General features: G+C 67.9%; 26 protein-coding genes. All 26 read right to left on the bottom strand.

Translation table 11 applies throughout. The annotated features are described in order from the left end of the window. Nucleotides 1-45 precede the first annotated feature (45 nt). The gene (locus VF167_11330) at nt 46-2931 is read right to left on the bottom strand and encodes a putative LPS assembly protein LptD (protein ID HEX6926002.1); all 2886 of its coding nucleotides are present in this window, start codon (nt 2929-2931) and stop codon (nt 46-48) included. Between the two features lie 21 nt (nt 2932-2952). Beyond that, nucleotides 2953-3720: a twin-arginine translocase subunit TatC gene (gene tatC / locus VF167_11325; GenBank protein ID HEX6926001.1), complete on the bottom strand. Its 768-nt coding sequence runs from the start codon at nt 3718-3720 to the stop codon at nt 2953-2955. A 24-nt stretch (nt 3721-3744) separates the two neighbouring features. Beyond that, a complete protein-coding gene (gene nrdR / locus VF167_11320) occupies nt 3745-4314 on the bottom strand; it encodes a transcriptional regulator NrdR (protein ID HEX6926000.1) in 570 nt (189 codons plus the stop codon). A gap of 9 nt (nt 4315-4323) precedes the next feature. Continuing rightward, nucleotides 4324-5073, bottom strand: coding sequence for a tetratricopeptide repeat protein (locus VF167_11315; GenBank protein HEX6925999.1), 750 nt, complete (start codon nt 5071-5073; stop codon nt 4324-4326). Next, nucleotides 5073-5657: an OmpA family protein gene (locus tag VF167_11310; protein ID HEX6925998.1), complete on the bottom strand. Its 585-nt coding sequence runs from the start codon at nt 5655-5657 to the stop codon at nt 5073-5075. The genes VF167_11315 and VF167_11310 overlap by 1 nt, the downstream gene beginning before the upstream one ends. A gap of 76 nt (nt 5658-5733) precedes the next feature. Next, nucleotides 5734-7056, bottom strand: a complete 1323-nt coding sequence (locus VF167_11305) for a hypothetical protein (GenBank protein ID HEX6925997.1) — start codon at nt 7054-7056, stop codon at nt 5734-5736. An 80-nt stretch (nt 7057-7136) separates the two neighbouring features. Further along, complete coding sequence (locus VF167_11300) at nt 7137-7964, bottom strand: TonB family protein (protein HEX6925996.1); 828 nt, start codon at nt 7962-7964, stop codon at nt 7137-7139. Beyond that, nucleotides 7961-8392, bottom strand: coding sequence for a biopolymer transporter ExbD (locus VF167_11295; GenBank protein ID HEX6925995.1), 432 nt, complete (start codon nt 8390-8392; stop codon nt 7961-7963). Before VF167_11295 ends, VF167_11300 begins: the two co-directional genes overlap by 4 nt. Next, nucleotides 8392-9114 carry a MotA/TolQ/ExbB proton channel family protein gene (locus tag VF167_11290; GenBank protein HEX6925994.1) on the bottom strand — a complete coding sequence of 241 codons (723 nt, stop codon included), beginning with the start codon at nt 9112-9114 and terminating at the stop codon, nt 8392-8394. The genes VF167_11295 and VF167_11290 overlap by 1 nt, the downstream gene beginning before the upstream one ends. Further along, entirely contained in the window at nt 9111-10499 is a 1389-nt protein-coding gene (gene hemA / locus VF167_11285; GenBank protein ID HEX6925993.1) for a glutamyl-tRNA reductase, read from the bottom strand. Before hemA ends, VF167_11290 begins: the two co-directional genes overlap by 4 nt. Beyond that, a complete protein-coding gene (locus VF167_11280; protein HEX6925992.1) occupies nt 10481-11119 on the bottom strand; it encodes a bifunctional precorrin-2 dehydrogenase/sirohydrochlorin ferrochelatase in 639 nt (212 codons plus the stop codon). Before VF167_11280 ends, hemA begins: the two co-directional genes overlap by 19 nt. After that, the gene (gene ccsA / locus VF167_11275; GenBank protein HEX6925991.1) at nt 11116-11931 is read right to left on the bottom strand and encodes a cytochrome c biogenesis protein CcsA; all 816 of its coding nucleotides are present in this window, start codon (nt 11929-11931) and stop codon (nt 11116-11118) included. Before ccsA ends, VF167_11280 begins: the two co-directional genes overlap by 4 nt. An 86-nt stretch (nt 11932-12017) precedes the next feature. Next, entirely contained in the window at nt 12018-13091 is a 1074-nt protein-coding gene (locus VF167_11270) for a LysM peptidoglycan-binding domain-containing protein (protein HEX6925990.1), read from the bottom strand. 142 nt (nt 13092-13233) lie between these two features. Next, entirely contained in the window at nt 13234-13692 is a 459-nt protein-coding gene (locus VF167_11265) for a single-stranded DNA-binding protein (protein ID HEX6925989.1), read from the bottom strand. 138 nt (nt 13693-13830) lie between these two features. Then, on the bottom strand, nt 13831-14310 hold the full coding sequence (rimI, locus tag VF167_11260) for a ribosomal protein S18-alanine N-acetyltransferase (GenBank protein HEX6925988.1): 480 nt from the start codon (nt 14308-14310) through the stop codon (nt 13831-13833). A 2-nt stretch (nt 14311-14312) separates the two neighbouring features. Continuing rightward, nucleotides 14313-15026 carry a tRNA (adenosine(37)-N6)-threonylcarbamoyltransferase complex dimerization subunit type 1 TsaB gene (tsaB, locus tag VF167_11255; protein ID HEX6925987.1) on the bottom strand — a complete coding sequence of 238 codons (714 nt, stop codon included), beginning with the start codon at nt 15024-15026 and terminating at the stop codon, nt 14313-14315. After that, nucleotides 15023-15532, bottom strand: coding sequence for a tRNA (adenosine(37)-N6)-threonylcarbamoyltransferase complex ATPase subunit type 1 TsaE (gene tsaE / locus VF167_11250; GenBank protein HEX6925986.1), 510 nt, complete (start codon nt 15530-15532; stop codon nt 15023-15025). The genes tsaB and tsaE overlap by 4 nt, the downstream gene beginning before the upstream one ends. Beyond that, entirely contained in the window at nt 15529-16587 is a 1059-nt protein-coding gene (locus VF167_11245; GenBank protein ID HEX6925985.1) for a Glu/Leu/Phe/Val dehydrogenase dimerization domain-containing protein, read from the bottom strand. Before VF167_11245 ends, tsaE begins: the two co-directional genes overlap by 4 nt. Nucleotides 16588-16693: 106 nt before the next feature. Continuing rightward, nucleotides 16694-17545, bottom strand: coding sequence for a 3-hydroxybutyryl-CoA dehydrogenase (locus VF167_11240; protein ID HEX6925984.1), 852 nt, complete (start codon nt 17543-17545; stop codon nt 16694-16696). Next, nucleotides 17538-17915, bottom strand: coding sequence for a hypothetical protein (locus VF167_11235; GenBank protein ID HEX6925983.1), 378 nt, complete (start codon nt 17913-17915; stop codon nt 17538-17540). Before VF167_11235 ends, VF167_11240 begins: the two co-directional genes overlap by 8 nt. Next, complete coding sequence (locus VF167_11230) at nt 17912-18817, bottom strand: CPBP family intramembrane glutamic endopeptidase (protein ID HEX6925982.1); 906 nt, start codon at nt 18815-18817, stop codon at nt 17912-17914. Before VF167_11230 ends, VF167_11235 begins: the two co-directional genes overlap by 4 nt. 20 nt (nt 18818-18837) lie before the next feature. Next, nucleotides 18838-19398: a biotin transporter BioY gene (locus tag VF167_11225; GenBank protein ID HEX6925981.1), complete on the bottom strand. Its 561-nt coding sequence runs from the start codon at nt 19396-19398 to the stop codon at nt 18838-18840. A 38-nt stretch (nt 19399-19436) separates the two neighbouring features. After that, nucleotides 19437-20660 carry an acetyl-CoA C-acetyltransferase gene (locus tag VF167_11220; GenBank protein ID HEX6925980.1) on the bottom strand — a complete coding sequence of 408 codons (1224 nt, stop codon included), beginning with the start codon at nt 20658-20660 and terminating at the stop codon, nt 19437-19439. After that, complete coding sequence (locus VF167_11215; GenBank protein ID HEX6925979.1) at nt 20657-21616, bottom strand: MBL fold metallo-hydrolase; 960 nt, start codon at nt 21614-21616, stop codon at nt 20657-20659. The genes VF167_11220 and VF167_11215 overlap by 4 nt, the downstream gene beginning before the upstream one ends. Beyond that, nucleotides 21613-22494: an exonuclease domain-containing protein gene (locus VF167_11210; GenBank protein HEX6925978.1), complete on the bottom strand. Its 882-nt coding sequence runs from the start codon at nt 22492-22494 to the stop codon at nt 21613-21615. Before VF167_11210 ends, VF167_11215 begins: the two co-directional genes overlap by 4 nt. Next, on the bottom strand, nt 22491-23123 hold a 633-nt coding region (locus tag VF167_11205), incomplete at its 5' end, for an arginine deiminase family protein (protein HEX6925977.1). The genes VF167_11210 and VF167_11205, both read right to left, overlap by 4 nt.

The following is a 23123-nucleotide window of genomic DNA, read 5'->3' as shown; positions in this document are numbered from 1 at the left end:
AACGCACAGGTAGCTCGCAACGCGACAATGACGCCGGCAGCGGCGTCAGCGGCGATCGATTCCCAGATTCCGCTCGCGGTAATCGAAATGGAGGTCGCGGTTGTCGACCAGCTCTACGTAGAACTGGAACCCGGTGTTGCCGGTAGCGGTCTGGAAGAAGCTGAAATTCGCCTGCCAGCGGTGCAGGCTGCGGCTGAAGTTCAGCGAGTGGCCGGCGAACTCGTTGTCGGTGATGGAGTACTGCGTCCGCCAATCGGCCGCCCAGTTGGGTGTCAGTGGAAGGCTGGCCGAAAGGTTGATCGTCTGCGTCGCCTCGTCCCGCCTCAGGTTTTGCGGATCATAGGTGCGTGAGGGCCGCGTGAACGAATAGTCGATCGTGGCTCTCCACTGGCCGGAACCCAGCGATTGCTGGTTGCCGGTCGCGGTAGTCGCGCCCGCGCGGTCGGTCGGGCCAGGCTCCTCCTCCCCGGGGATGTTACCGTCCGTTGGCGCTGTCCGGTCGCCGCCACGTCGCAGAATGCCGAGCCAGCGGAAGATCGGAGAGGTCGGCCCGAGGTGGAATCCCGTGCTGAGACGGGATAGACGCGGCGCAAAGCGCCCGAGCCTCCCTCGCTGCTCCGGATCGTTCGGGTTGATCTCGCTCTGATCGAACAGATCGTGAGTGATCTGCACGCTCAGCCCGCCCAGATAGTCGGAGGTGATGTTGTTGGAGATGCTCGTGTTGGTGAAGCCGTTACCGGTTTCCCTAGCACGCGTGAAGTCGTAAGTGAGCGCGCTGGTGGTGATCGACAGCAGCGTCACCTTCTCCGGCTGCTGCGGCTCCGCCTCGCGGGTCGCGCGGGCGGTGAGGGTGTCGCCCGCGGTGAGGCTATCCCCCGCCGCGAGGCTGTCCGCGCGCGCGGCAGCGGTATCTGCGCGCTCCCTTCTCTCCGAGGGACGCAGCTTCGCCTCGAAGGTCTGGTTCAAGTTGAGCGTGATCTGACTCCGCGTCCGGCTCTCGATCACCCCGAAAGCCGAATCCTGCGCGGCATTCTGCTGGACGGCGGGAGAGTAGGTATAGGAGATCGTCGGCGTGATCCGGTGCCGCATGGCCTCGAACGGCCCGAAGCCGCCATAGAACCCGAACAGTGCGGTGGCGAGGCTGGCGCCGAAGTTGACGCGCATCGGCGCCGCCAGGTACTCGAAGTTGGTCAGCGAATCGCGCAGTATCTGCTGGCTGACCCCGAGGGTCGGGGTTAGCGTCGTCTGTCCGATGAGCTCCTGCTGGTAGTTGATCGAGGCGCTCCAGCTCGCCTGGTCGCTTCGTCCGCCCGGTCGGACCTCGCAGAACGCCTGCGGCGGTCCGACGAAGTCGGGGAGCGGGCAGCCGGTGATCACATCGTTGCCAAAGCGGAAGCCGGTGACCTCCTCACGCTCGCTCAGGTCGAGATTCCCGCTGGTGGAGATGCTCAGCCGACCGAGGGTGAGCGAAAGGCCCCCGTCGACCTGCGTCTGGCTCTGGTCCTGCGCTCCGCTGGTGAAACTGCCCTCGCCAGTGCTTCCCCTCTTGATCGCGTCGAAATTCCAGTTGATCGTCGCGTTATTGTACCAGCGCGCGAGATCGGGAGAGGAGGAAGGGAAGAGGGTGATCGGATTCGGGCTGATCGAGAAGCGCGGGAACGTGTACGTGAGTCCCCCGTCCGCCATTGATTGACGGGCATCGGCGCCCAGCGCAACCACACCCCAGTCGAACCGCCGGCTGAGGTTGAAGGCGGAGTTGAGGTCCTGCGTCGCCTCCAGCGGGTCGATCGTCGACTCGCGGATGAACTCCGAAGAGGAGGAGTAGCTGGCGCTGGCGGAGAGATTGGTTCGCTCGTCAGGCCGCCAGCTCCCGTTTCCGTTCAACCCGAACTCGCGCCGCCCATTCTGCCGCCAGTAGCGGGTGAAGGCGAAGTTCCCTTGCAGGAACTGCCGCCGCCAGCGGAAATCCAGGTTGCCGGTGAGCGCGGTGTACGCGCCGCTACGCCAACGGCCGGTCACCTGCGCTCCCAGGTAGTCGTTGATCGCCCAGTACCAGCCGAGGTCGGAGATCTCGCGGGTATGGCCCGAGTTGCGGACGATGTCGGTGAGTGAGAAGCGCGGCGCGATGAGCCCGCTGCGGCGTCCCTGCTCGAGGCTCTGCACGAAGAAGGGAAGCACCGCCACCGGCACGCGTCCGAAGTAGAGCCGTGCCGGGCGCCCCACGAGGTACTTGTCGCGGACGATCTTGATCTCGTCCGCTTCGAAGTGATAGTGGGGGATCGCCAGGTCGCAGGTGGTGAAGTGGCCCGACGTTGCGTAGATCCGGGTATCCTCTCCCGTTTCGACCGTCACGTCGCCGGTTACGATCCAGTTGGCGCTCTGCTGCACCTCGGTGCGCGCGCCGAAGGCGGTCGCGCGGCGGGTGACCAGGTCGTAGTAAAGAATCCTCCCGGTCAGCTCCTGCGACTCACCCACCACCCGAGGCTCGCCGTACGCCTCCACCAGGTCGTCCAACCCGCGGTAGACGATGGTATCCGCGGTGAGGCGGTTCCCCTCCCGCTCCACCTGCGCCTTCCCCATGAGCCGAAGCACCTCCTCCTCCGACTCGTAGACGGCCCGCTCGCCCAGGTATTCGGTGGCGACGTATCCTCGCAGCTCACGTAGCTCCTGGATAATGGCGTCGCCCTCGGGATCGGGAGGAGCGACACGAGCGCCGGTCGAATCGGTGGACAGGGTGTCTGGCGCCTCGGCGTCGAGGCTGTCCGGAAGGGTCACCTGCACGGCCGTCGTGTCCGGCAGGTCGACGGGCACCGTGTCGGGAGCCGGGACCACGACGGTGTCCTGGGGCGGGAGCGTGTCCGGCCGCACCTGCGCGGCCGATCCCGTCACCCAGACGGTCGAGATCGCCGCTGCCGCCAGGAGCGCGCGCATCACGGCTCGCCCCCCCATGACTCAGGAATCGGCCGTTGCCGCTGCTGCGATTCGCCTCTTCTCCACGATCCGCGACAGCAGAATACTGAACTCGTACAGCGCCATCAGCGGCACCATCATCAGGATGGTCACCGTAATGACGTCACCCGGGGTCAGCACCGCCGAGAGGATGGCAATCGCGGCGATGGCGTAGCGGCGCTTCTCGGCGAGGAATTCCGGGGTGACGATGCCCAGGACCGAGAGGATCAGGACCACGACGGGCAGCTCGAAGACGAGCCCGAACGCAAGCAGCAAGCGGATCATGAACCCGAGGTGCTTGTCGATCGTGATGACGGGCGTCAGCGACTCGGTCTGGAAGCCCATCGTGAACCGCAGCGTCATCGGCACGACCACGAAGTACGCCATCACCACCCCGGCCGCGAAGAGGATCAGCCCCATGTAGAGGCTCGGCACGATCGCCCGCTTCTCGGAAGGAAGGAGTGCCGGTGAGAGGAAGGCCCAGATGTGGTAGATGATGATCGGGGAGGCCAGGATGAGCCCCACGATCACCGCCAGCTTGAGGGTGATGAAGAACGGCGTGATCGGGTCCAGGAAGGCCAGCTTGTCCCCGCTCAAAAACGGCTCGATCGGGTCGACGAGGATGCCGAGGACATCGAAGTGCACAACCAGGAAGAAGCCGATGATGGCTCCCAGCAGTGCGGCTGCCAGACTCCAGATCAAGCGCCAGCGCAGCTCCTCGAGGTGATCGAGGAACGGCATCTCTTCCCGGTTGATGCGGAAGTACTTCATCAGGACGAGCGAATTGGTAATGCGTCAGGGCGAGGCGCCCTCGGCCTCGCCCTCCCCGGGCGTCGCCGGGACCACGCCCTCCGGCGCCTCGATTCCGTCCAGGGGCAGCTCGCGCTGGTAGCGCTGCACCTCCCGCTGCGCCGTGCGGGCATCCAGGTCCTGCAACTCGTCGTAGAACTCGGTCAGGTCCTGGAAATTCCTGTACACCGATGCGAACCGAACGTAGGCGATGTGGTCCTGCGCCTTCAAGCGCTCCATCACCAGCTCGCCCAGATAGCGACTCTCCACCTCCTGCAGGTCGGACTGATCGAGAACGCGCTCGAGATCCTCGACGATGGCGTCAATGGCAGCCGGAGCGATGGGCCGCTTGGCCGCCGCGACCTCGATGCTGCGCAGGAGCTTCCGCCGGTCGTACGGCTCGATCTCCCCGGTTCGTTTGATGACCTGCAGCGGACGCTCTTCGATGTACTCGTAGGTCGTGAAGCGGCGACCGCAACGGGTGCACTCACGACGCCTGCGAACGGCACGCCCCTCCCGACTGGTGCGTGAATCCACCACGCGATCCTCGAGGTGCTGACAGTACGGGCACCTCATTGGAAGTGGCTAGCGCCTGAGCTCCGCCAGCTCTTCCCGAGCTGTTTCCGCCTCGGGACTGTCGGGGTACGCACCGATGAGCTGACTGAAGAGGTCGCGCGCTTCCTCGCGGTTGTCCCGCTCTGCCTCGATGCGGCCTGCGCGCAACAGCGCCGTGGGCGCCTGCGGCGAATCGGGATAGAGCTGCGGCACCAGGGAGTACGCTTCCAGCGCTCGCTCCGGCTCCGAGGTCTTCTCGTACGTCTCACCGATCCCGAGCTGCGCCTGGGGCGCCAGCTCGTGCTGGGGAAAGTTGCGAACCAACGTCTCGAAGCCGGTGCGCGCAGCGGTAAAGGAACCCCGCATCAGCGCCCCCTCCGCCGCAGCGTAGATCTCCTCGGGGTCACCCGTCGGGGCGCCCGCCGGCGATCCTGCGGGAGCACCGGGTGTCGAGGATATCCGGATCGACTCCTCCTGCCGGCGAAGCTCCTCGCGCATCTCCGCGAGCCGCTGCTGCCCCTGGCCGGTGAGCTCCTGGATCTGCACGAGCTGCCGCTCCATCTGGAGGAGCCGGTTCAGCAGATCCCCCCGGAGCCGCACGTCCTGGGCCGTCATCGAGTCGCGCAGCAGCTCGTTCTGCTGCACGATCTCCCGCAGCAACGCTTCCTGGCTGGACCGCATCGCCTCCACCTCCGTGCGGAGGTCGCGCAGGTCCCGTTTGGTGGCGCAGGCGCCGAGGAGGGGCGTCAGCACCAGCACGGAGAGGAGGCGCGGCCGCATCAGCGCACCTCGGGCGGTACCACGGTGATCTGACCGCCGGTGATGGCAAACTCTGCCCGTCGATTCTGAGCCCATACCGCTTCTCCCGTTCCTTCGACTCGGGGGCGCTCCTCGCCGTAGGGGATGGTGGTGATCCTGCTCGCCGCGATTCCGTACCCGGTGAGGAAGTCACGCACGGTCTCCGCACGCCGCTGGCTGAGCGCCAGGTTGTACTCGGTGGAGCCCCGTTCGTCTGCGTGCCCGTCCACCCGGATCTCCAGCGTCGGGTTCGCCCGCAGGATCGCCGCCTTGGTGCGCAGCTTCGCCTCGGCTTCGGAAGTCAGCTCGTCGCTGTCGTAATCGAAGTAGACGATGTCGGCCAGCGCCTCGCGCACGCGCGCAATGCCGGCAGCGCGATCCCGCTCCTCCGCTTCCCTGCGCGCGCGCTCGGCGGCGGCGATCGAGTCGGCGCGAGCGCGATCGGCGGCGTTCGAACCGTCCGCGGTCGCCACGGGGTTGAGCTCGGCGGGAGGCTCCTTCTTGCGACAGGCGGCGACCGTGGAGACGGCCAGCACGAGCACGAGAACCTGACGAAGCGTCATCATTCCTCTACCCAGGGTGGAATCTAGAGGCGCGGTGCGCGCCGGTTTTGCGGCCTGGAGGCCGCGATGAGAAAATCGGTCACTCTCCGGCGACCCGGTAGAGCGTCCGCGACCAGTCGGGAAGCTGATAGCCCCTACCACGCAGCAGAGGGCGAATGCGGCCGCTCACGGTGTCCAGTACGAACAGCCCGCCGCCCTCGCGGTCCGGGGAAGAGAAGACGACGTGGCGCCCGTCCGGAGCCCAGCTCGCCGTCTCGTTGTTGTACTCGTTCGTCAGGTAACGCCTCGTCCCGCGGTCCAGGTCCAGCAGGACGAGCTGGTACTGCCCACTGCGAACCTCGGTGTGGTAGACGATCTGGTTCGAGGTGGGGGACCAGTCCGGTCCGTCGTTGTAGGCCCGGCGGCCATACACGTACTCGGAGACGAGGCGGCCCTCTCCCCCCAGCTCCATCACGTAGATGTGGGGCTGACCCAGCCGGTTGGAGACGAACGCGAGCTGCGTCCCGTCCGGCGAGAAGCTGGGGTTGAGGGAGTCGAACTGCCGACCCCGCGTCTGCTGCTGAAGGCAGCAGTTCTGCTGGCGATCGTAGGTCGCGATCTCCGTATTGCCGGAGACACTGGTACCGAAGGCGATGAGGCGCCCGTCCGGCGAGTAAGCCGGCGTGCTGTTGATCCCTTCCCGGTCGGAGAGAACCCGGTCGCGGCCGGTGCGCATATCGCGCTCGTAAAGCAGCGGCCGCCCGCTCCGGTAGGAGGTGTAGGCGATGCGCTGGCCGTCCGGCCCCCACGTCGGGGTGAGCGCAATCGAGCCGTCGCTGGTGATTCGCTGGACGTTCTCGCCGTCCGAATCGACCATGTAGATCTCCTTCGAGCCCCTTCCCTCCAGCACGAAGACGATGCGCGAGGCCGACATGCCCGGATCGCCGGTGGCCCAGCGCACCACCTCGTCCGACGCGGCATGGACCGCCATGCGGAAGTTCGGGTCACCCGGCGGTGGGAGGGCGATCGCCCGCTGGTCCTTCACCCGACCGTAGACCGCGTCGTGCAGCACCAGGGTGAGTGTCAACCCGCCGCTACGCGGAGCCAGCGAACCCTGCAGCACCCAGTCGGCACCACGCTCCTTCCAGAGCGCAAGGTTGATCGACTCGCCGGTGCCACCGCCCTCGGTCACGCTGCGGAGCTGGAAGCGGTCGCTGAAATCCAGGTCCTGGGCGATGATCGACTGGATCGTCGACGCGGCGGATGCCGCGGATCCGGACGCCTCGAACGGGAGCACCACCAGTCCGGGCTGATATTCGGGCTGGTACAGCAGCCCGAGCCGAACACCCTCCTCCGGCTCCTGGGCGGAGAGCACGCCCGGCAGCACCACCAAACCGATCAGAAGCAGTCGCAGAAAGCGCATCGTCCTCCAGCACGTGCAGTGAGAGGCTCCCGGGCGAGCCTCGTGGAGCCGATCAACCTATCCCCGAGCCCCCGAAGCAGCTAGCGCGCGGGGCGGAAATAGAACGAAACCGGGAGTCGGTCGCGCTGGAACGAGCTCGGCAGCGGACCGAACGCCTTGTTCCGTCCCGCCTGCTCCACCGCTTCCAGCGCCGCGATCTGGAAGGAGTAGCTGCCGCTGCTCCGCACCACGCGCATGTCCTCCGCCGAGCCGTCGCGATTGATCCAGAAGAAGACCTCCACCGCGTCCGAGGTCGCCCCCTCGGGCGGCCGGAAGTAGCGGTAGAGCTGCCGAACGATGTTCGCGCAGTACGCGGGGCTCGGACACTGCACCCCACGCAGGCGCACGTCTATGTTCTCCCCGCCGACAGATTCCGGGTCCGGATCGTCGCCGCGCGAAGCTCCGGTCCCCTCCCCCGTACCGCCCCCGGGGCGAGCGGCAGGCGCCTCCTCCTCTTCCTCCTCCGGCTGGTCCTCCTCGGGCTCTTCGTCCGGCGGCTCCGTACGGGAGGGCGCGGGTTCGGGTGTTGTAGCCTGGGCAGGCGGAGAAGGTTCCCGCTGCGGCGGAGCTTCGGGCGGTGGCGGAGTCGGCTCGGGCGGCGCCGGGGGTTCCTCCGTTTGTTCGGTTTCCGGCTCGGGTTCAGGCTCCGGCTCGGGCGCCTCTTCCACGGCCGGGACGCCACCCCCACCCGGGTTCGGCTCCCCCGACAGCTGCGGTGGCGGCGACACAATGTCGACCGCGTACACCCGCATCTCGGGGAGCTCGTCCGCGTTCTGCACCGCAAACCACATCAACGCGACCGCCCCCGCGTGGGCGATCGCCGACACGAGCAGCCCGGCTCGCAGACGGATCGGGGGTGACCGTCTCACCCGGCTCCTCTTACCGGAAGGTCCTCGGGCTCAGCCACAAGGCCGACGTTGGCGATGTCGAGCTCCTTCATCGCGCCCAGCACCCGCAGCACGGTCCCGTACGGGACGCCTTCGTCCGCCTTGAGGTACAGGTTGCGCGCCTGCTGTTCACGGACCACGTCTCCGAGAGCAGCGGGGAACTCCTCCCACGTCGCGCTAGCGTTGCCGATGTAGATCTGCCCCTCGCGCGTGACGGTCACCACCACCCCTTCCGGCGAAGTGATCGCCTCCGCGGCTGCACGGGGAACGTTCACGTCGACACCGCTCTGCAGGATCGGAGCGGTGATGATGAAGATGACCAGGAGCGTGAACGCCACGTCCACGAGCGAGGTGACGTTGATGTCGGCGGTTGCGCGATACGAGTCTCCGCCTCCACGACGCCGAGGCATCAGACCTTCCCTTCTCGCGCGAGGGTTCCGATGAACTCGCTGGAGAAGCCCTCCAGCTCACTCATGATTAGCTGCAACCTCGCGACGAAATAGTTGTACGCCATGGCCGCCGGGATGGCGACGATGAGGCCGCCCACGGTGGTGATCAGCGCCTCGGCCACCCCGGGCGCAACCGCGCTGATGTTGGCCGACCCTGTCTCCGCCACTCCCATGAAGGAGTTCATCACTCCCAGCACAGTCCCCAACAGGCCGAGCAGAGGCGAAACGGTGGCGATGATCGCCAACCAGTGGAGGCCGTGACCGGCTTCGTCGCGCTCCTCGCCCTCCTCCTTCTCCAGCACGAGTCGCAGAACCTCCAGCTGCGCCGAGCTGAGCCCCACCGTCGCGACGCCCTCCCGGAGCCCGCCCGGACGGAGCTCGGAGAAGAAGTTCACCCCGCGGCGGAATACGCGCGTGAACGGGGATTCGGGGAGTGATAGGACGTTTCGATACGCCTCCTCCAGCCGCTGTGCGCTCTCGATCCGCTCCATGAAGCCGCTCGCCTGCCGCCACAGCTTCCGGAAGTGAAACCACTTCCAGATGATGAGTCCCCATGTGAAGAGGGAAAAGAACGCGAGGATGATCATGATGAGCTGGGTGGAGATCGTGCCGTGCACGATCATCCGCCAGGCGCTCACCAGCTCGTTGGTGGACACCTGGGCAACGGGCAGGGAAACGATCACTTCTCTCCCTCGTCTGGTTGAAGGCTTTCTCCTCCCGACCGCCCACCGGCGGACTCGGGGTCCAGCTCCGACCCCTGGTCGGCGCTGGTGTCGTCGAGGTCCTCGTCGTTCTTGTCCAGCTCGAACAGGTAGCGCGCCGTGTCGATCACGTCGAGCCCCCGCCCGTTACCCGCCGCCTTGCGCAGCCGGACGGTGGGCGCGTGCAGCAGCTTGTTCATGAGCGAGCGGGTCAGCGCCTCGACCGCATCCCGATCCGGCTCGCTCAGGTGCGCGAGCCGGCGGAGTGCACGGTCTACCTCGGCTCGGCGAAGGGATTCACCGCGCTCGCGAAGCTCGCGGATGGTCGGCACCACGGACAGACTGGTGTACCAGCTCCAGAACTCCTGCGACGCCGCCGAGATGATTGCCTCGGCCGCGGGAATCTCGCGACGCCGGCGCCCCAGACTGTCGTCGACGATCTGCTGCAGGTCGTCGACGTTGTAGAGGAAGACGTTGGGCTCTTCCCCGACCTCGACCTCCACGTCCCGAGGGATGGCGATGTCGATGATGCACAGCGGGCGTTTCGCACCGCCGGGCAGGGAGGCCCGCAGGCGTTTCAGCGTCAACACCGGGTGCGGCGCCGCGGTGGAGCAGATCACGATGTCCGCATGGGGCAGCTCCTCGCCCAGCGCCTCCCAGTGCACGGCGCGCCCTCGAAAGCGCTCCGCGAGCTCCACGGCACGGTCGTATGTGCGGTTGGCCACCACGCAACTCTGCACCCCTTCCGCGCGCAGGCACTCCAGGGTGACCGCGCTCATCTCCCCGGCGCCGAGCACCAGCGCGTGCCTTCCCTTCAGGGTGCCGAAGATCTTCTTCGCCAGCTCCACCGCGGCGGAAGAGATGGAGGCCGCCCCCATCCCCACTTCGGTCTCCGTGCGAACGCGGCCCCCCACACTGAGGGCGGTCTGAAAGAGGCGGTTGAGGATCGGCCCGACCACGGCTTCGGGACCCTTCCCCACCTCCATCGCCAACTGGTACGCCTCGCGCACCTGCCCCTGGATCTGCGGCTCCCCGAGAATCATGGAGTCGATTCCCGAGGTGACCCGGAAGAGGTGCTCGACCACGGAACGGCCCCGCCGGGCATACAGGTAGGACAAAATCGGCTGGGGCTCGCGCCACTGCTCGGCGAGCAGCTCGCGCGCGGCGGCTTCGCCGAGCGTTTCGTCGGCGGCGCTGAGATAGACTTCGGTGCGGTTGCAGGTGGAGAGGAGCACCGCCTCATCCAGCGCACCGCTACCCAGCAGACGGCGCAGGGCAGCGGGGATCTCTGCGCGGCTGTACGCCAACCGCTCCCGTACGCGAACGGGAGCGGTGCGATGGTTGATTCCTACGACCGCGAGAGACATGCTGCGATTCTCGATTCCACTTCCTCGTCGTTCCCGGCCGTGGCGAGATCCAGGAACTCCTGGGACACGAGGTCCTTCCAGAATGTTCGACGGCGCTCTTCGTCCGACGGCCAGCGGCGGCGCACCTCCTCGCGCAGCGCCAGCAACCGCTCGGCCGCCCGGCCGAGGCCAGGGGTGACGATCTCTTCCAGCCGCTCCCGGACGGCGGCCGCGAGCAGCGGCGAAGCGCCTCCTGTCGACACCGCCGCCACCACTTCCCCCTGCCGGAGTACCGCGGGAACCAGGAAGTTGGAAGCCTCGGGGTCGTCCACCACGTTGACCCAGGCGCCATTGTCCCGTGCTTCCCGTCCGATTGCGGCATTCACGGAGCGGTCGTTCGTGGCGGCAACGACGACCCGGTATCCTTGCACCGCGCCGGGCGCGAAATGGCTCGCCCGATAGGCGAGCCCGAAAGAGGCGACCAGCGCCTGCACCGGCGCGGATAGCTCCGGTGAGAGGACGTCCGGGGTCGCCCCACCGGCCAGCAGGCCTTCGAGCTTGCGCAGCGCGACGCGCCCTCCGCCCACCAGCAGGGTCGGAACGTCGGTGAGGTCGAGGAACGCCGGATACGTCGATCTCACAGGAACGCCCCTCCGCGCGCCGCCTGCACTCGCAGCACGAGGTAGGCGACGACCACGACCACGAAGCCGATCACGCTCGCCACGGCGCCCCGTCGACTCGGCCGCCCCCCGCCGAGGCGCGCGATCAGCGCCGCCAGGAAAACCACCCAGGAGACCACCACCCAGACCAGCTTCGGATTGCCGGGAAGCTCCGCCACGTCGAATCGGGCGGTCCAGGCCCAGCCGACCAGGACCGAGAGGGTCAGAAAGGGGAACCCGAACACGATTCCGCGCCTTCCCAGCCGATCCAGACTCTCCAGCGGGGGGAAGAATCGAAAGATGGCACCGAAGTGCTTGCTCTTCAACTCTCGGAACTGCAGCAGGTACATCACCCCCGCCGCGGCCGCGACCGTCAGCCCGGCGTAGCCGAGGAAGGCGAGGATCACGTGCAGCGCGAACCAGATCCCGCGGAATTGCGTTGCCTCGCCCTGCGGTGCCACGCCCACGGCGCTTGCCACTGCACCCAGGACTACGACCAGTGGGATCACCAGCAGCCCGACCGTTCCTGCATGCCCCGGGATTGCGGCGACGAGGCTACCGAAGGCGATCAGGAAAGCGAGGGTGGAGAGGGAGGGTCCGAGTCCCACCAGAGGGAGCTCCCCCCAGGTCGAGGTGAAGACGGCGAGCGCCGCCGCATGGGCGAGGAGGGCGGCGCCGACCGCGCCCGCGGCGAGGGGCGGAAGTCCGCGCCCGCCACGCGCGAAGGAGATTCCCATGATCGCCGCTCCCAGGCAGTAGAGCGCCAATGCGACGATGTGAAGCCCCTCGATCATGCGGTTCGCTCAGCGTGCATAAAGAAACGACGCCCTCTCCAGGCGGGGAGGGCGTCGCGGCACCGGCGATCCGAGAGGGAAGAAGCTCAGGGCATCTTCCCCACCAGCCGCACCACCTGCCCAGCCTCGAGGGCCGGCTGCTGCAGGCTGGTAACGCGCGCGGCCGAGGTCCGGTCGCTGACGCGCACTACCTGCAGACGGGCGATCTCCATCTCGGGGCGGATCCCGTACTCGGTTCGCTGTCGCGGCGTGACGACCACGAACACGTCCCCCTCGACAACGCCGGAGCTCGCGCCCACGTCCAGATAAGCGATGTCTTCGACCGAGAACACCGCCTGTCGGGTGGCAAACGCCACCACCCGACCCTCCAGGCCCGCCGCCGGTCGGGGAATCACACCCCCGGGAACCGCGAACTGTTCCACCGGCAGTGCCAGATCACCCAGCAGAACCGGAGCGAACAGCCCCTCGATGGAGACCGTGGCCACGTCACCGTCCAGCGCCACCACCCGGGCGGTGCCGGTCGGCTCGTAGATGCGCCCGTACGGACGGATCTCCTTGCCCGGACGCCAGAGATGCAGCTCGTCCCCCACCTGCAGGCTCGCGCCGGGCTCGAGCTTCAAATACACCCGGGTGTGGGGATGGATCTGCCGCGTCTCGCGAAGATCCACCGCGCTTGCCTCGGCCACCTCGACCAACCGACCGAGCGGCCGCATGGTCCCATCCGGAACCAGCCGCCCCGCTCGGTAGAAATCGCCCGGCGTCACCACCGGCACGTCCTGCCTGTTGGCGGCGGAGATCAGTGCGCCGGCGTTCGCCGAAGGGCTCACCGGGTAGAAGACCGTGCGCGCAGGAGGCGACGCGGGCGCCGCGGGAACGTATCCATCCGCGGGCGCGCCCGCCACCGCCGGAGACGACCCGCCCCGTCTCGGGATGCGCAGCCGCTGCGCCGGGTAGATCCAGTGCGGATCCGCCACCACCTCCCGATTCACACCGTAGATCTCCGGCCAGCGGAAAGGATTGGAAAGGTATTGTTCGGAGAGGTCCCACAGGGTGTCGCCCGGCCGCACGACATGGGTCCGGGCCGTGTCGCCGGGAAGCTCCTGCGCCGCCAGCGGACTGGCCACCAGCATCGCCACGACCGGGAAGAACAACCGTTTCATCGTAAGGAGGAGTCTGGGTTCTCGAGCACCCCCTCCGGGGAAGAGAACGGGGGAAGCCCCCGGAAGGGTCCTCCCCCGTTATTCTCGGCTGTGCCGGCGAGCCGCTTGAGCAGGCTCGCCCCCGCCGTGACGGCCGCGCCGACTAGAAGGGAAGGTCGTCGTCCTCGGGGAAGCTGCCCCCCTCGAAATCGTCGTATCCCCCCTTGTCCGCCGGCTTCCCCGCCGGGGCCGGCTGCCGCGACTCGCGGAAATCCGATCCTCCCTCCCGCGCACCTCCGAGCATGACCAGGTCGCGGGCGCGGATCTCCGTTATGTACTTCGTCACCCCGTCCTTATCCTCGTAGGAGCGATACTCGATCTCCCCCTCCACGTACACCCGATCCCCCTTCTTGAGATACCGCTCGGCGATCTCCGCCAGCTTGTCCCACGCCACGATCCGATGCCACTCCGTCTTCTCCTGCGGCGTGCCGTCGCGGGCGGTCCAACTCCGACTCGTGGCCACGGAGAAATTCGCGACCCGGGTGCCGGTCGCGGTGGTCCTCACCTCCGGATCCGACCCCAGATTGCCAATGATCATGGCCTTGTTCAGGCTGCGTGACACTGATCCCTCCCGCGGTTCGAGTCGAGTTTCCGATCACCGGCATGGAATATCGGGCTCGGTCCAGCGCGGTGCAACCGGACCATTTGCCGGCAAAGTCACAGAAGAGGGCATTAGAACGTCGGCGCCGGACCGCTCCTCTTACCCATGCCCCGCCCGGCCGAGCTCGATCCTCATCACCAGCGCGTCCTCCACCGGATGCGAGTAGTATCGCCGCCGGCGACCGATGACGGTGAAGCCCAGGGTTTCGTAGAGCCGCCGGGCGACGTGGTTCGACTCACGCACCTCCAGGAAGCATTCCCGCGCACCCCGCTGCCGCACCCGTTGTAGGGAAGCCTCCACCAGCGTACGGCCCAGCCCCCGCTGCCGAACCTCCGGACCCACGGCCACGTTCCCCAGCTCCGCCTGGTCGAGGATGGTCCAGCTGATGGCGTATCCCACCAGCCGTCCCTCGAGGGTGGCTCCGATCAGGTCGGCGTCAGCCCGGCGCAGCAATCCCTCGAAGGTGCTGCGACGCCAGGGGGTGCTGAACGACGCCTGTTCGATTTCCAGGATGCGCGGGAGATCGTCGATGCGGAGGTCGCGGAGAAGGAAGATCGCGGTCGGCTCGGTGGCGGTCATGTCTATCCTCCTCGTTCCGCTCGCGCCGCGGCGATGCGCTCGGCACCCGAAGCGCGCAGATACTCCGGCTCCCAGCGGGCTGGATCCTCCACTCGCCCCATCTCCGGTACGGTCACGGCCAGCCAGAGCAGCGCAGCGGCCCTCGGCTGCGCCAGGTGCGCAGGCCCGACCCGCCCACCGGTTTCTCGCTCCAGCTCCTCGCGGTGGAGGCTCGCCCCCTCGCCCACGAACAGCGGGACCGCACCGTCGCCACCCCTCGCCCGCTCCAGCAGCAGGTCGAGCGAAATCGCCTCGGGCGGCATCAACACCTGTACGCCCTGTGCGAAGCGATAGCAAGCGGCAAAGACGTCCCGCCGCCGGGCGTCGAACAGCGCCCAGACCGGCCCCTCATGACTCCAGGCCGAAGCCGCGGTGGCGAGGAGCCCGGAGTACGCGTAGAGGGGGATGTCGAGTCCGCGGAGCATCCCTTTGGCAGTCGCCCCGGCGATGCGCAAACCAGTGAAGGATCCGGGTCCCTCCCCGACCACCACCGCGGCGAGATCCCGGGGGCGGAGTCCGGCCGATCGCATCACCTGCTCGACGGCGGGAAGCAGCGACGCGGAATGGCTCCCAGCCACGCTCTGGATCACTTCAGCGTAGACACCCTCCTCTCCCCCCACGGCAACAGAGCCGACCGCGGTGGAGGAGTCGAGCGCCAGGATCGGGCGGCGGATCATCCCGCCTCCTCCGGCAGGGGCAGCGGCCCAGGGTTCCCGACCCGGCGAAACTCGACGTCGCGCGCCTCGCCCGATTCGGTCTCGACCAGCTCGATCTCCCAACGGTCCGGCGGAAGCAGCACCTCGGCGCGCTCCGGCCACTCCACCATCACGATCTCGTCGGGGGCAGGCAGCTCCGCCCAGCCGAGCTCCCACACTTCCTCGGGATCGTCGAGGCGGTACAGATCGATGTGCACGATCTGCGCGCCTCGCGGCACGGGATAGCGGAAGAGGAGGTTGAAGGTCGGCGAAGGGATCTCTCCTTCCACTCCGGCTCCCCGCGCGATCGCCCGAGCAAACGTCGACTTTCCCGCTCCGAGGTCTCCACGCAGCGCCAGGAAGAGGGGTGGACTCACCTCGTGGCCGATTCGCTCCCCCAGGGCGATCAGCTGCTCCTCGTCCAGCCGCGCGTAAATCAACCTGCGCTCCAGCGATCCCGCACCGGGGCCCGATCCGGACCCGCTCACAGCTTCATCCGGCGCAGCCCGCCGATCGCTTCGATCCGCTCGCGAGCGAGCCGATCGGCGGCCTCGTGGGGCGGCACCGAGTCTTCGCGAGAGCGCTCGAAGAGGCGCAGCAGCGTCGTGTAGATCTCGCCTGCCTGCCGCATCGCCCGCTCGTGGGTCCACCCCTGTAACTCGCCATACACGCTGATCAACCCGCCTGCGTTGATCACGTAATCGGGTGCGTAGAGGATCTCCCTCTCATGCAGCTCGTCTCCGTGGCGGGGCTCCGCGAGCACGTTGTTGGCGCCGCCGGCGACGATTCGCGCCCGTAGCCGGGGCAGGGTCTCGTCGTTCACGGTAGCGCCCAGAGCGCAGGGAGAGTACACGTCCGCCTCCACCGAGAAGATCTCGTCGACGCCGACGCTGCGGGCACCGAACTCCTCCACCACCCGCTGCACCCGCGACGGATCGAGATCGGAGACGATCAGCTCGGCCCCGGCGTCGTGCAGGTAGCTGCAGAGGTGGTATCCCACGTGCCCCAACCCCTGCACGGCGACCGTCCGTCCCTGCAGCGAGTCGACTTCGAAGACCTCGCGGACGCAGGCCTGGATGCCGCGGAACACGCCGAACGCGGTCACCGGCGAAGGATCCCCGGAAGCCCCCGGAAGGCCGGTCACGTGCCGCGTCTCCATCCGCACGTACTCCATGTCCGTCTCGGAGGTGCCCACGTCCTCCGCGGTGATGTAGCGTCCGCCCAGGCTCTCGATGAACCTGCCGTGCGCCCGGAAGAGTGCCTCGCGCCGCACCGTGTGCGGATCCCCGATGATCACCGCCTTCCCGCCCCCGAGGTTCAGCCCCGCCACCGCCGCCTTGTAGGTCATGCCCCGCGAGAGGCGCAGCACGTCGACCAGCGCCTCGGTCTCGGATGCATAGTTCCACAACCGCGTACCGCCCAGCGCCGGCCCCAGGGTGGTGTCGTGAATTGCAATGATCCCCCGGTACCCACACGAAGGATCATGGCAGTAGACCACCTGCTCGTGGCCCTGGGATTCGATGAGATTGAATGGGTTTACCATTAGCAGCTGGTCGGCGCAGTTCCTGACGGATAGCGGATAACGGATAACGGATAACCCCAACGGATAACGGATAACCCAACGCACGGCCCGTAGCCGACAGCCAGCTCTAGTACTTGTAAAACCCCTCCCCACTCTTCCTCCCCAAGCGTCCAGCGGCCACGTACTTCCGCAGCAGGGGGCAGGGGCGGTACTTGTCGTCGCCGAGGCCGGAGTGAAGCACCTCCAGGATCGCCAGACAGGTGTCCAGCCCGATGAGGTCGGCGAGGGCGAGCGGGCCCATGGGGTGGTTCATCCCCCACTTCATCACCGTATCGATCGCCTCGGGTTCCGCCACTCCCTCCATCACACAGTACACCGCCTCGTTGATCATTGGCATCAGGATCCGATTGGAGATGAACCCCGGGTAATCCTGTGCCTCCGCCACGACCTTCCCCAACGACTCGGCGATCGCGCGCGCGGCCCGGGCGGTCTCGTCGGAGGTGGCGAGTCCGCGGATGAGCTCGACCAGATCCATCACCGGAACCGGGTTCATGAAGTGCATCCCGATCACCTGCTCGGGCCGACTGGTGCGCGCGCCCAGCTCGGTGATGGAGATGGAGGAGGTGTTGCTCGCCAGAATGGCCCCTTGGTCCGCCACCGCGTCGAGCTGGCGGAAGAGCTGGAACTTCAGGTCCCGGTTCTCGCTGACCGCCTCGATGACCAGCTCCGCGCCGGCGGCGTCCGCGAGCTCGGTGGACCCTGCGATGCGGTCGAGCGCAGCGGCCTTCTCCGCTTCGGTTACCGTCCCCTTCTTGACCTGGCGATCCAGGTTGGCCGCGATAGTCACCCGCGCACGCTCCACCGCCTCTTTCTGCACGTCGATCATCCGCACGTCATAACCCCGCAGGGCGAAGACGTGGGCGATGCCGTTGCCCATCGTGCCCGCCCCGATCACCGCGACCCGCCGCACTTCAGGCATGTGTGGCCCCCCAGACGACGAAGTAGATGGCGATGAGCAGCAACCCGGTGACGATCAGCCACCAGGCGAAGTTCTGATGGAAGGATCCCTCGCGCCGCGCCCGGCGCCGCGCTTCGATGGCCTGCATGAGGGAGCCCGCCTCGGCGACCTCCTTGAAGCCGATCGGGCTGACGTAGCCCAGCAGCCCAGCAGCCCCGAAGCAGATCGACATCACCCCGGAGGTCCACAGCGTGAGCAACCAGGCCCGCCCCCGCGCCGCCGCGGACTCCAAGCCCAGCGCCTCGTAGGGCAGCACCAGCGGAGCGATCACCGCCCACGCCACCGCCACCGCCACCGCGGATCCCCAGAAACGCAGAGCCTCGCGCTTCATGGCCAGCTCGCGGGCAGACGCCGGTCCACAATCGGTCCGAGCGCACGCACGTGCGCGGACTCCCTCGGCAGGGGTCCGCGGATCAGCAGCCAGACCCCTACGATCAACACGAGAGTCCCCGCTACCCCCGCCTCCGGACCGAAGGCTCCACCCGTCCACCAGTCACGACCCACTTCCACGGCGTCGTAGAGCGGGGTGTCGATCATGGTCAGGCCGCTCACCGGGAAGGCGAACAGGCTCGCCATCGCCCAGTTCCAGCCGGCGTGCACCGCCGTCGCGAACCAGAGCGAGCGTGTCCGCAGGTAGGCCAGGGCGAGCAGAACCCCCGCGAGGAAGATGTTCACGAAGGCCGCAACGCCGAAGTTCGGATTGGCCGCGTGGAGTAGGGAGAAGAGGGCGGAGGAGGCGATCACGGCCGGCCAGGGGCCGACGCCTTCCACCAGCGCCTGGAAGCCGTATCCCCTGAACCAGATCTCCTCGTAAGCAGCCGCGAGCCAGAAGTAGAGGAGGGTCCAGCCGAGGGAGGAAGCGTAATCGAGCGCGGATCCGGAGTCCACGACGAAGATCGCGCTCCCGGTCAGCAGGAGGAGGAGAACCGCGAGGGCGATCAGGGCACCGCCGAACGCGGTGCCCACCACCGTCTCGGTGATCGCTTCACGGGAGAGGGCGAACCCCAGGGCCCCCGGGGGACGCCCGTCCACCCGGACGAGCACCGCCCAACCCGCCATCAAGCCCCCGGCAGAGAGAACGAGGTACGCCGCCCACCCGAGCGGCGTACGGGGGAGCAGACTCACCGCATACTGGCCCGCCAGGTAGAAGAGCAGCAGCAGGACCAGCCAGAGGAGGATGCGCCAGACGACGCCGAGCCGCCGCCCCTCGGCGGCCTCCTCCCGGCGCGACACGGACGTCTCCGCTTGCGGGCTCAGCGCCCCCCGAAGAGCCTCAGCGTGGTGGTCCGGAACTGACGCACGACCGCCGTCCCCACCACGACCTTCACCAAGTCCGCCAGGACGAAGGGGGTGAGCCCGAGCGCGAGCACCGCCCCGGTGCCGTAGAGCGCCGCCAGCCACAGCAGCCCTCCCGCGTAGATGACCGCAACGCCCGCCAGCATTCCACCGAATATCCGCAGCAAGCTCCCCCCGACGAGCGCGCCGGCCACCGCCGCCGCCAGCGGATACGCCAGCAGGTAGCCACCGGTCGGCCCCAGCAGGTATGCGGCTCCGCCCCCGAAGGCGAAGGCCGGAACGCCCAGGATCCCCGCGGTCAGGTAGAGCACCTGGCTCGCTGCCCCCAATCGGGCCCCGAGCAGCGCTCCGGCGAGGACCACCAGGAGCGGCTGGAAGGTGAAGGGCACCGGCGTCATCGGCAGGATCACCTGTACCTTGGCGCTGACCGCGGTAGCGATCGCAAAGACGATGGCCCCGATCGCCATACGGAGCGTCCGGGAGGGAGAGAGGGCCAGAGACAGCGTCTGCTGAGTCATTCGTGCGCTTGGAGATGGGTTATGGGTTGCGCCAATCCCTAAGAGACTCGTTCCACCGCCAGGGCCACGGCGTCGCCGCCGCCGAGGCAGAGGGTGGCGAGGCCGGTCTGCGCGTCCCGGTCCGCCATGGCGTAGAGCAGCGTCGTGAGCACGCGCGCGCCGCTCGCGCCGATCGGGTGGCCGAGGGCAATCGCCCCACCGTGAACATTCACCCGATCCCAATCCCAACTCAAGGCCTGTCCGTTGGCGAGCGCCTGCACGGCGAAGGCCTCGTTGGCCTCGATCAGGTCGTAGTCCCCGATGGTGGTCCCCTGCTTCCGCATCAGGTTGCGGACTGCCTGGATGGGGGCGAAGAAGAGCTCGCGCGGCTCCACCGCCCCGGTCGCATAGCCCGTGATGCGGGCCATGATCTTCAGCCCATTGGCCCGGGCGTACTCTTCCGAAGCGATCACCAGCGCGGACGCCCCATCGTTCATGGAGGAGGCGTTCCCCGCGGTCACCACCAGTTCGTCCACGTCCGGAGGAGCATCCTGCGTGAAGGCCGGCCGTAGGCGGCTCAGGGACTCGAGGCTGGTATCCGGCCGTGGCCCCTCGTCCGCATCGACGATGGTGGGACCCTTACGGCCAGGCACCTCCACGGGCACGGTCTCCGCGCGGAACTTCCCCTCCCTGGTCGCCGCGACTGCCCGGCGATGCGACTCGAGGGCGAACTCGTCCGCCATCTGCCGGCTGATCCCCGCCTTCTTCGCGGTGTACTCGGCGTGCCCGCCCATGTGGACATCGCAGAACGAGCACCACAGGCCGTCCCGGATCACTCCGTCCACCAGGGTCTGATCACCGAACTTCACGCCCTGGCGCGCGCCGTAGAGGTAGAAGGGGGCGTTCGACATCGACTCCTGCCCGCCGGCCACCGCCAACGCCAGGTCGCCCGCGCGCACGGCCTGGGCCGCCAGCATCACGGCCTTCAGCCCCGAGCCGCACACCTTGTTGATGGTGAGCGCCGATACGGTGGGAGGGAGCCCGGCCCCGATCGCCGCCTGCCGGGCGGGGGCCTGTCCGGTGCCCCCCTGCACCACGTGGCCGAGGATCACCTCCTCCACTTCCCCGCCGTCGATGCCCGCCCGCCGCACCGCCTCCCGCACCGCGATCGCCCCGAGCTGCGGCGCCGTCAGCGGGGCGAGCCCACCCAGGAACCGGCCGATTGGGGTGCGCACCGCACTCACGATCACCGCCGTGGTGCTGGCGCTGCGTGAACCGTTCATCGTTCCTCCTGCTCGGAGCCGTGCGCGCCGGCCGCACGAGATGCGGGCGGCTCATCGCGCAGAACGAGCTTGCCGCTCTCCTGCTGGAGATAGCCCCATGCCGTCACCGGATCGTGCGTGGACACCAGCAACCAGCCCTCCTCCAGCGCGCGAGCCAGGGTTCGCCGCTTCGATTCCAGGGTGACCAGTGGCTCCACATCGTACCCCATGATCCAGGGAAGCGGAAGGTGGGCCATCGTGGGCACCAGATCACCCAGATAGCAGGCGGTCTCCCCGCCCGAACGCAGGATGACCGACTGGTGGTGAGGGGTGTGCCCGGGAGTAAGGATCACGGAGACTCCCGGAATCACCTCCGTCTCTCCGTCCAGAAACCGAGTGGCTCCGGCCGCATGAACCGGGTCGAAGTCATCCTTAATATAGCTCGCCCGCGTTCTCTCGTTGGTGTTGTGGGCATACTCCCACTCCCCGCGCTGGACCACGTAGCGGGCACGGGGAAACGATACCCGAATCTGCCCCTCGGGGTCGCGGAAGGTGTTCCCGCCGGCGTGGTCGAAATGGAGGTGGGTGTTGATGACGAGCGTGATGTCATCCAGCGAGAAGCCGGCTTCCAGAATGCCCGCCTGCACCCGGTCCGCGGCCCGTGAGGTGTCTTCCGGCAGGGAGTCGATGCCGTAGATCTCGATCGCCTTCTCGTCTGACTTGTTGCCGAGCCCGGTCTCGATGAGGATCAGCTCGTCGGGCGTCTCGACGAGGAGCGAGCGGACTGCCAGGGGGATGCGGTTCCGTTCGTCAGCGGGAATGCGGCGCTCCCAGAGCACCTTCGGCACCACACCGAACATCGCCCCTCCGTCCAGCCACTGCAGTCCCCCGTCGATGGCGTGTATGCGGAGATCCCCCAGCGTGCGCGTCCGCAGCAGGGGCAGGTCGGCGGCGCGGGTCGGCAGCTGCGCACTCACGCGGAATCCATCGATCGAGGCATCGCCCGCCGGCGCTTGCGCCGGCGAACGGGACGCCGGAGCAGCCGCTGCACCTGCTCCCACTCCTCGATCTCCATTTCCTGCAGACGGTCCAGCAGGTGGATGAAGACCTGGGCCGTGGCGACCGCGTCGTCCAGGGCACGGTGGCGCGACTCGATGCGCAGACCGAAGTAGTAGGCGAGCGAGTCGAGCGATCGTGAGGGAAGCTGGGGAAGCAGCTTACGGGCGAGCCGGACCGTGCAGAGCTGGCGGCCTTCCAGCCGCCCGCCCACCGCCCGCTCCATCTCGCTACAGAGGAAAGCCCAGTCGAAGGCCGCGTTGTGGGCGACGAAGATGCGCCCCCTGAGCACCCCCTCCAGCTCATCCACCACGTCGCGGAAGCGCGGGGCGTCGCGCACCATCTCGTCGGAGATGCCGGTGAGGGCGGTGATCATCGAGGGAATGCGGCGCTCCGGGTTCACCAGCGTGCTGTAGGTCCGCCGGATCCGGCCGCCAGAGACACACACCGCGGCGACCTCGGTGATCCGGTGTCCGCGCCGGGGCGACCCTCCGGTGGTCTCGACATCCACCACCACCCACTCCTCTTCCCGCAGCCTGCGCAGCGGACGCCATCCGGCCGAGGGGTCAGCCAGCCGCCAGACTCCCTGTCGATCGACCACGAAGCGGGGATCGGACCCGAGCAGTGTGAACACCGCCGTGGCCGCCGCGGGTGGGGCTCCCTGGATGCCCAGCACGATGCGGGCAAGGGCGTGGGTGTGCTGCGGCCCTTCTCTCAACGCCGCAATCGCCCGGTCGATCAGCCCGCCGGAAGGGCGCACGTCCAGTCCCGGGAGGGTGTACTGCGCGTCGCCGATCACCAGATATCGTCCCGCTTCACAGGAAGAGTCATGCACCGGCCACCCCCGCCACCGCGGACCAGCTCGGCCCCCTCGAATGCGATCGCCACCCGCTCACCCGGCGGCAACGCTTTCTCGAGCAGGAAGTCCACCGCGTCCATCACCCGGTAACCCGCCTCGTGCTCCAGCTGCCGCAGCGTCTCCTCGTTGCGTGAGTACCCCAGCACCACGCCGGGCCGCACCGCCACGAAGTTGCAGCCGCTCGCCCACTGCTCCCGTTCCTGGATCACCGGGTGGTGCCCCCCGCAGAAGACCGGCTCCAAGGGAAGGCCCACGTCGCGTAGCGCGGTGAACAGGTCTGGACGCTCCTTCACGGCGGCGGTCCCGCGATAGTGGAGCACGGGGAGGCGGCCGGGCCCCACGAAGTACGGCGGGTACACCACACAGTGCGCCTCGTCCACCATGGTGAGGATCATGTCCAGATGAATCGCGGGGCTCTCCGTAGGCAGTACCACGATGAGCACGTCTTCGATCCCCGCCTTGTCCCGCAGCCCCTCCACCAGCGACTCGATCGCGGCCGGGCTGGATCGCTCCGACAGGCCGATCATGGCGAGATCCGGCCGCAGGATCAATACGTCGCCCCCCTCGAT

It is taken from the genome of Longimicrobiaceae bacterium (assembly GCA_036375715.1).
Lineage (GTDB): Bacteria > Gemmatimonadota > Gemmatimonadetes > Longimicrobiales > Longimicrobiaceae > DASVBS01.
Note: the sequence above shows the minus strand (reverse complement) of the source record. Positions and strands in the feature narration are given on the sequence as shown.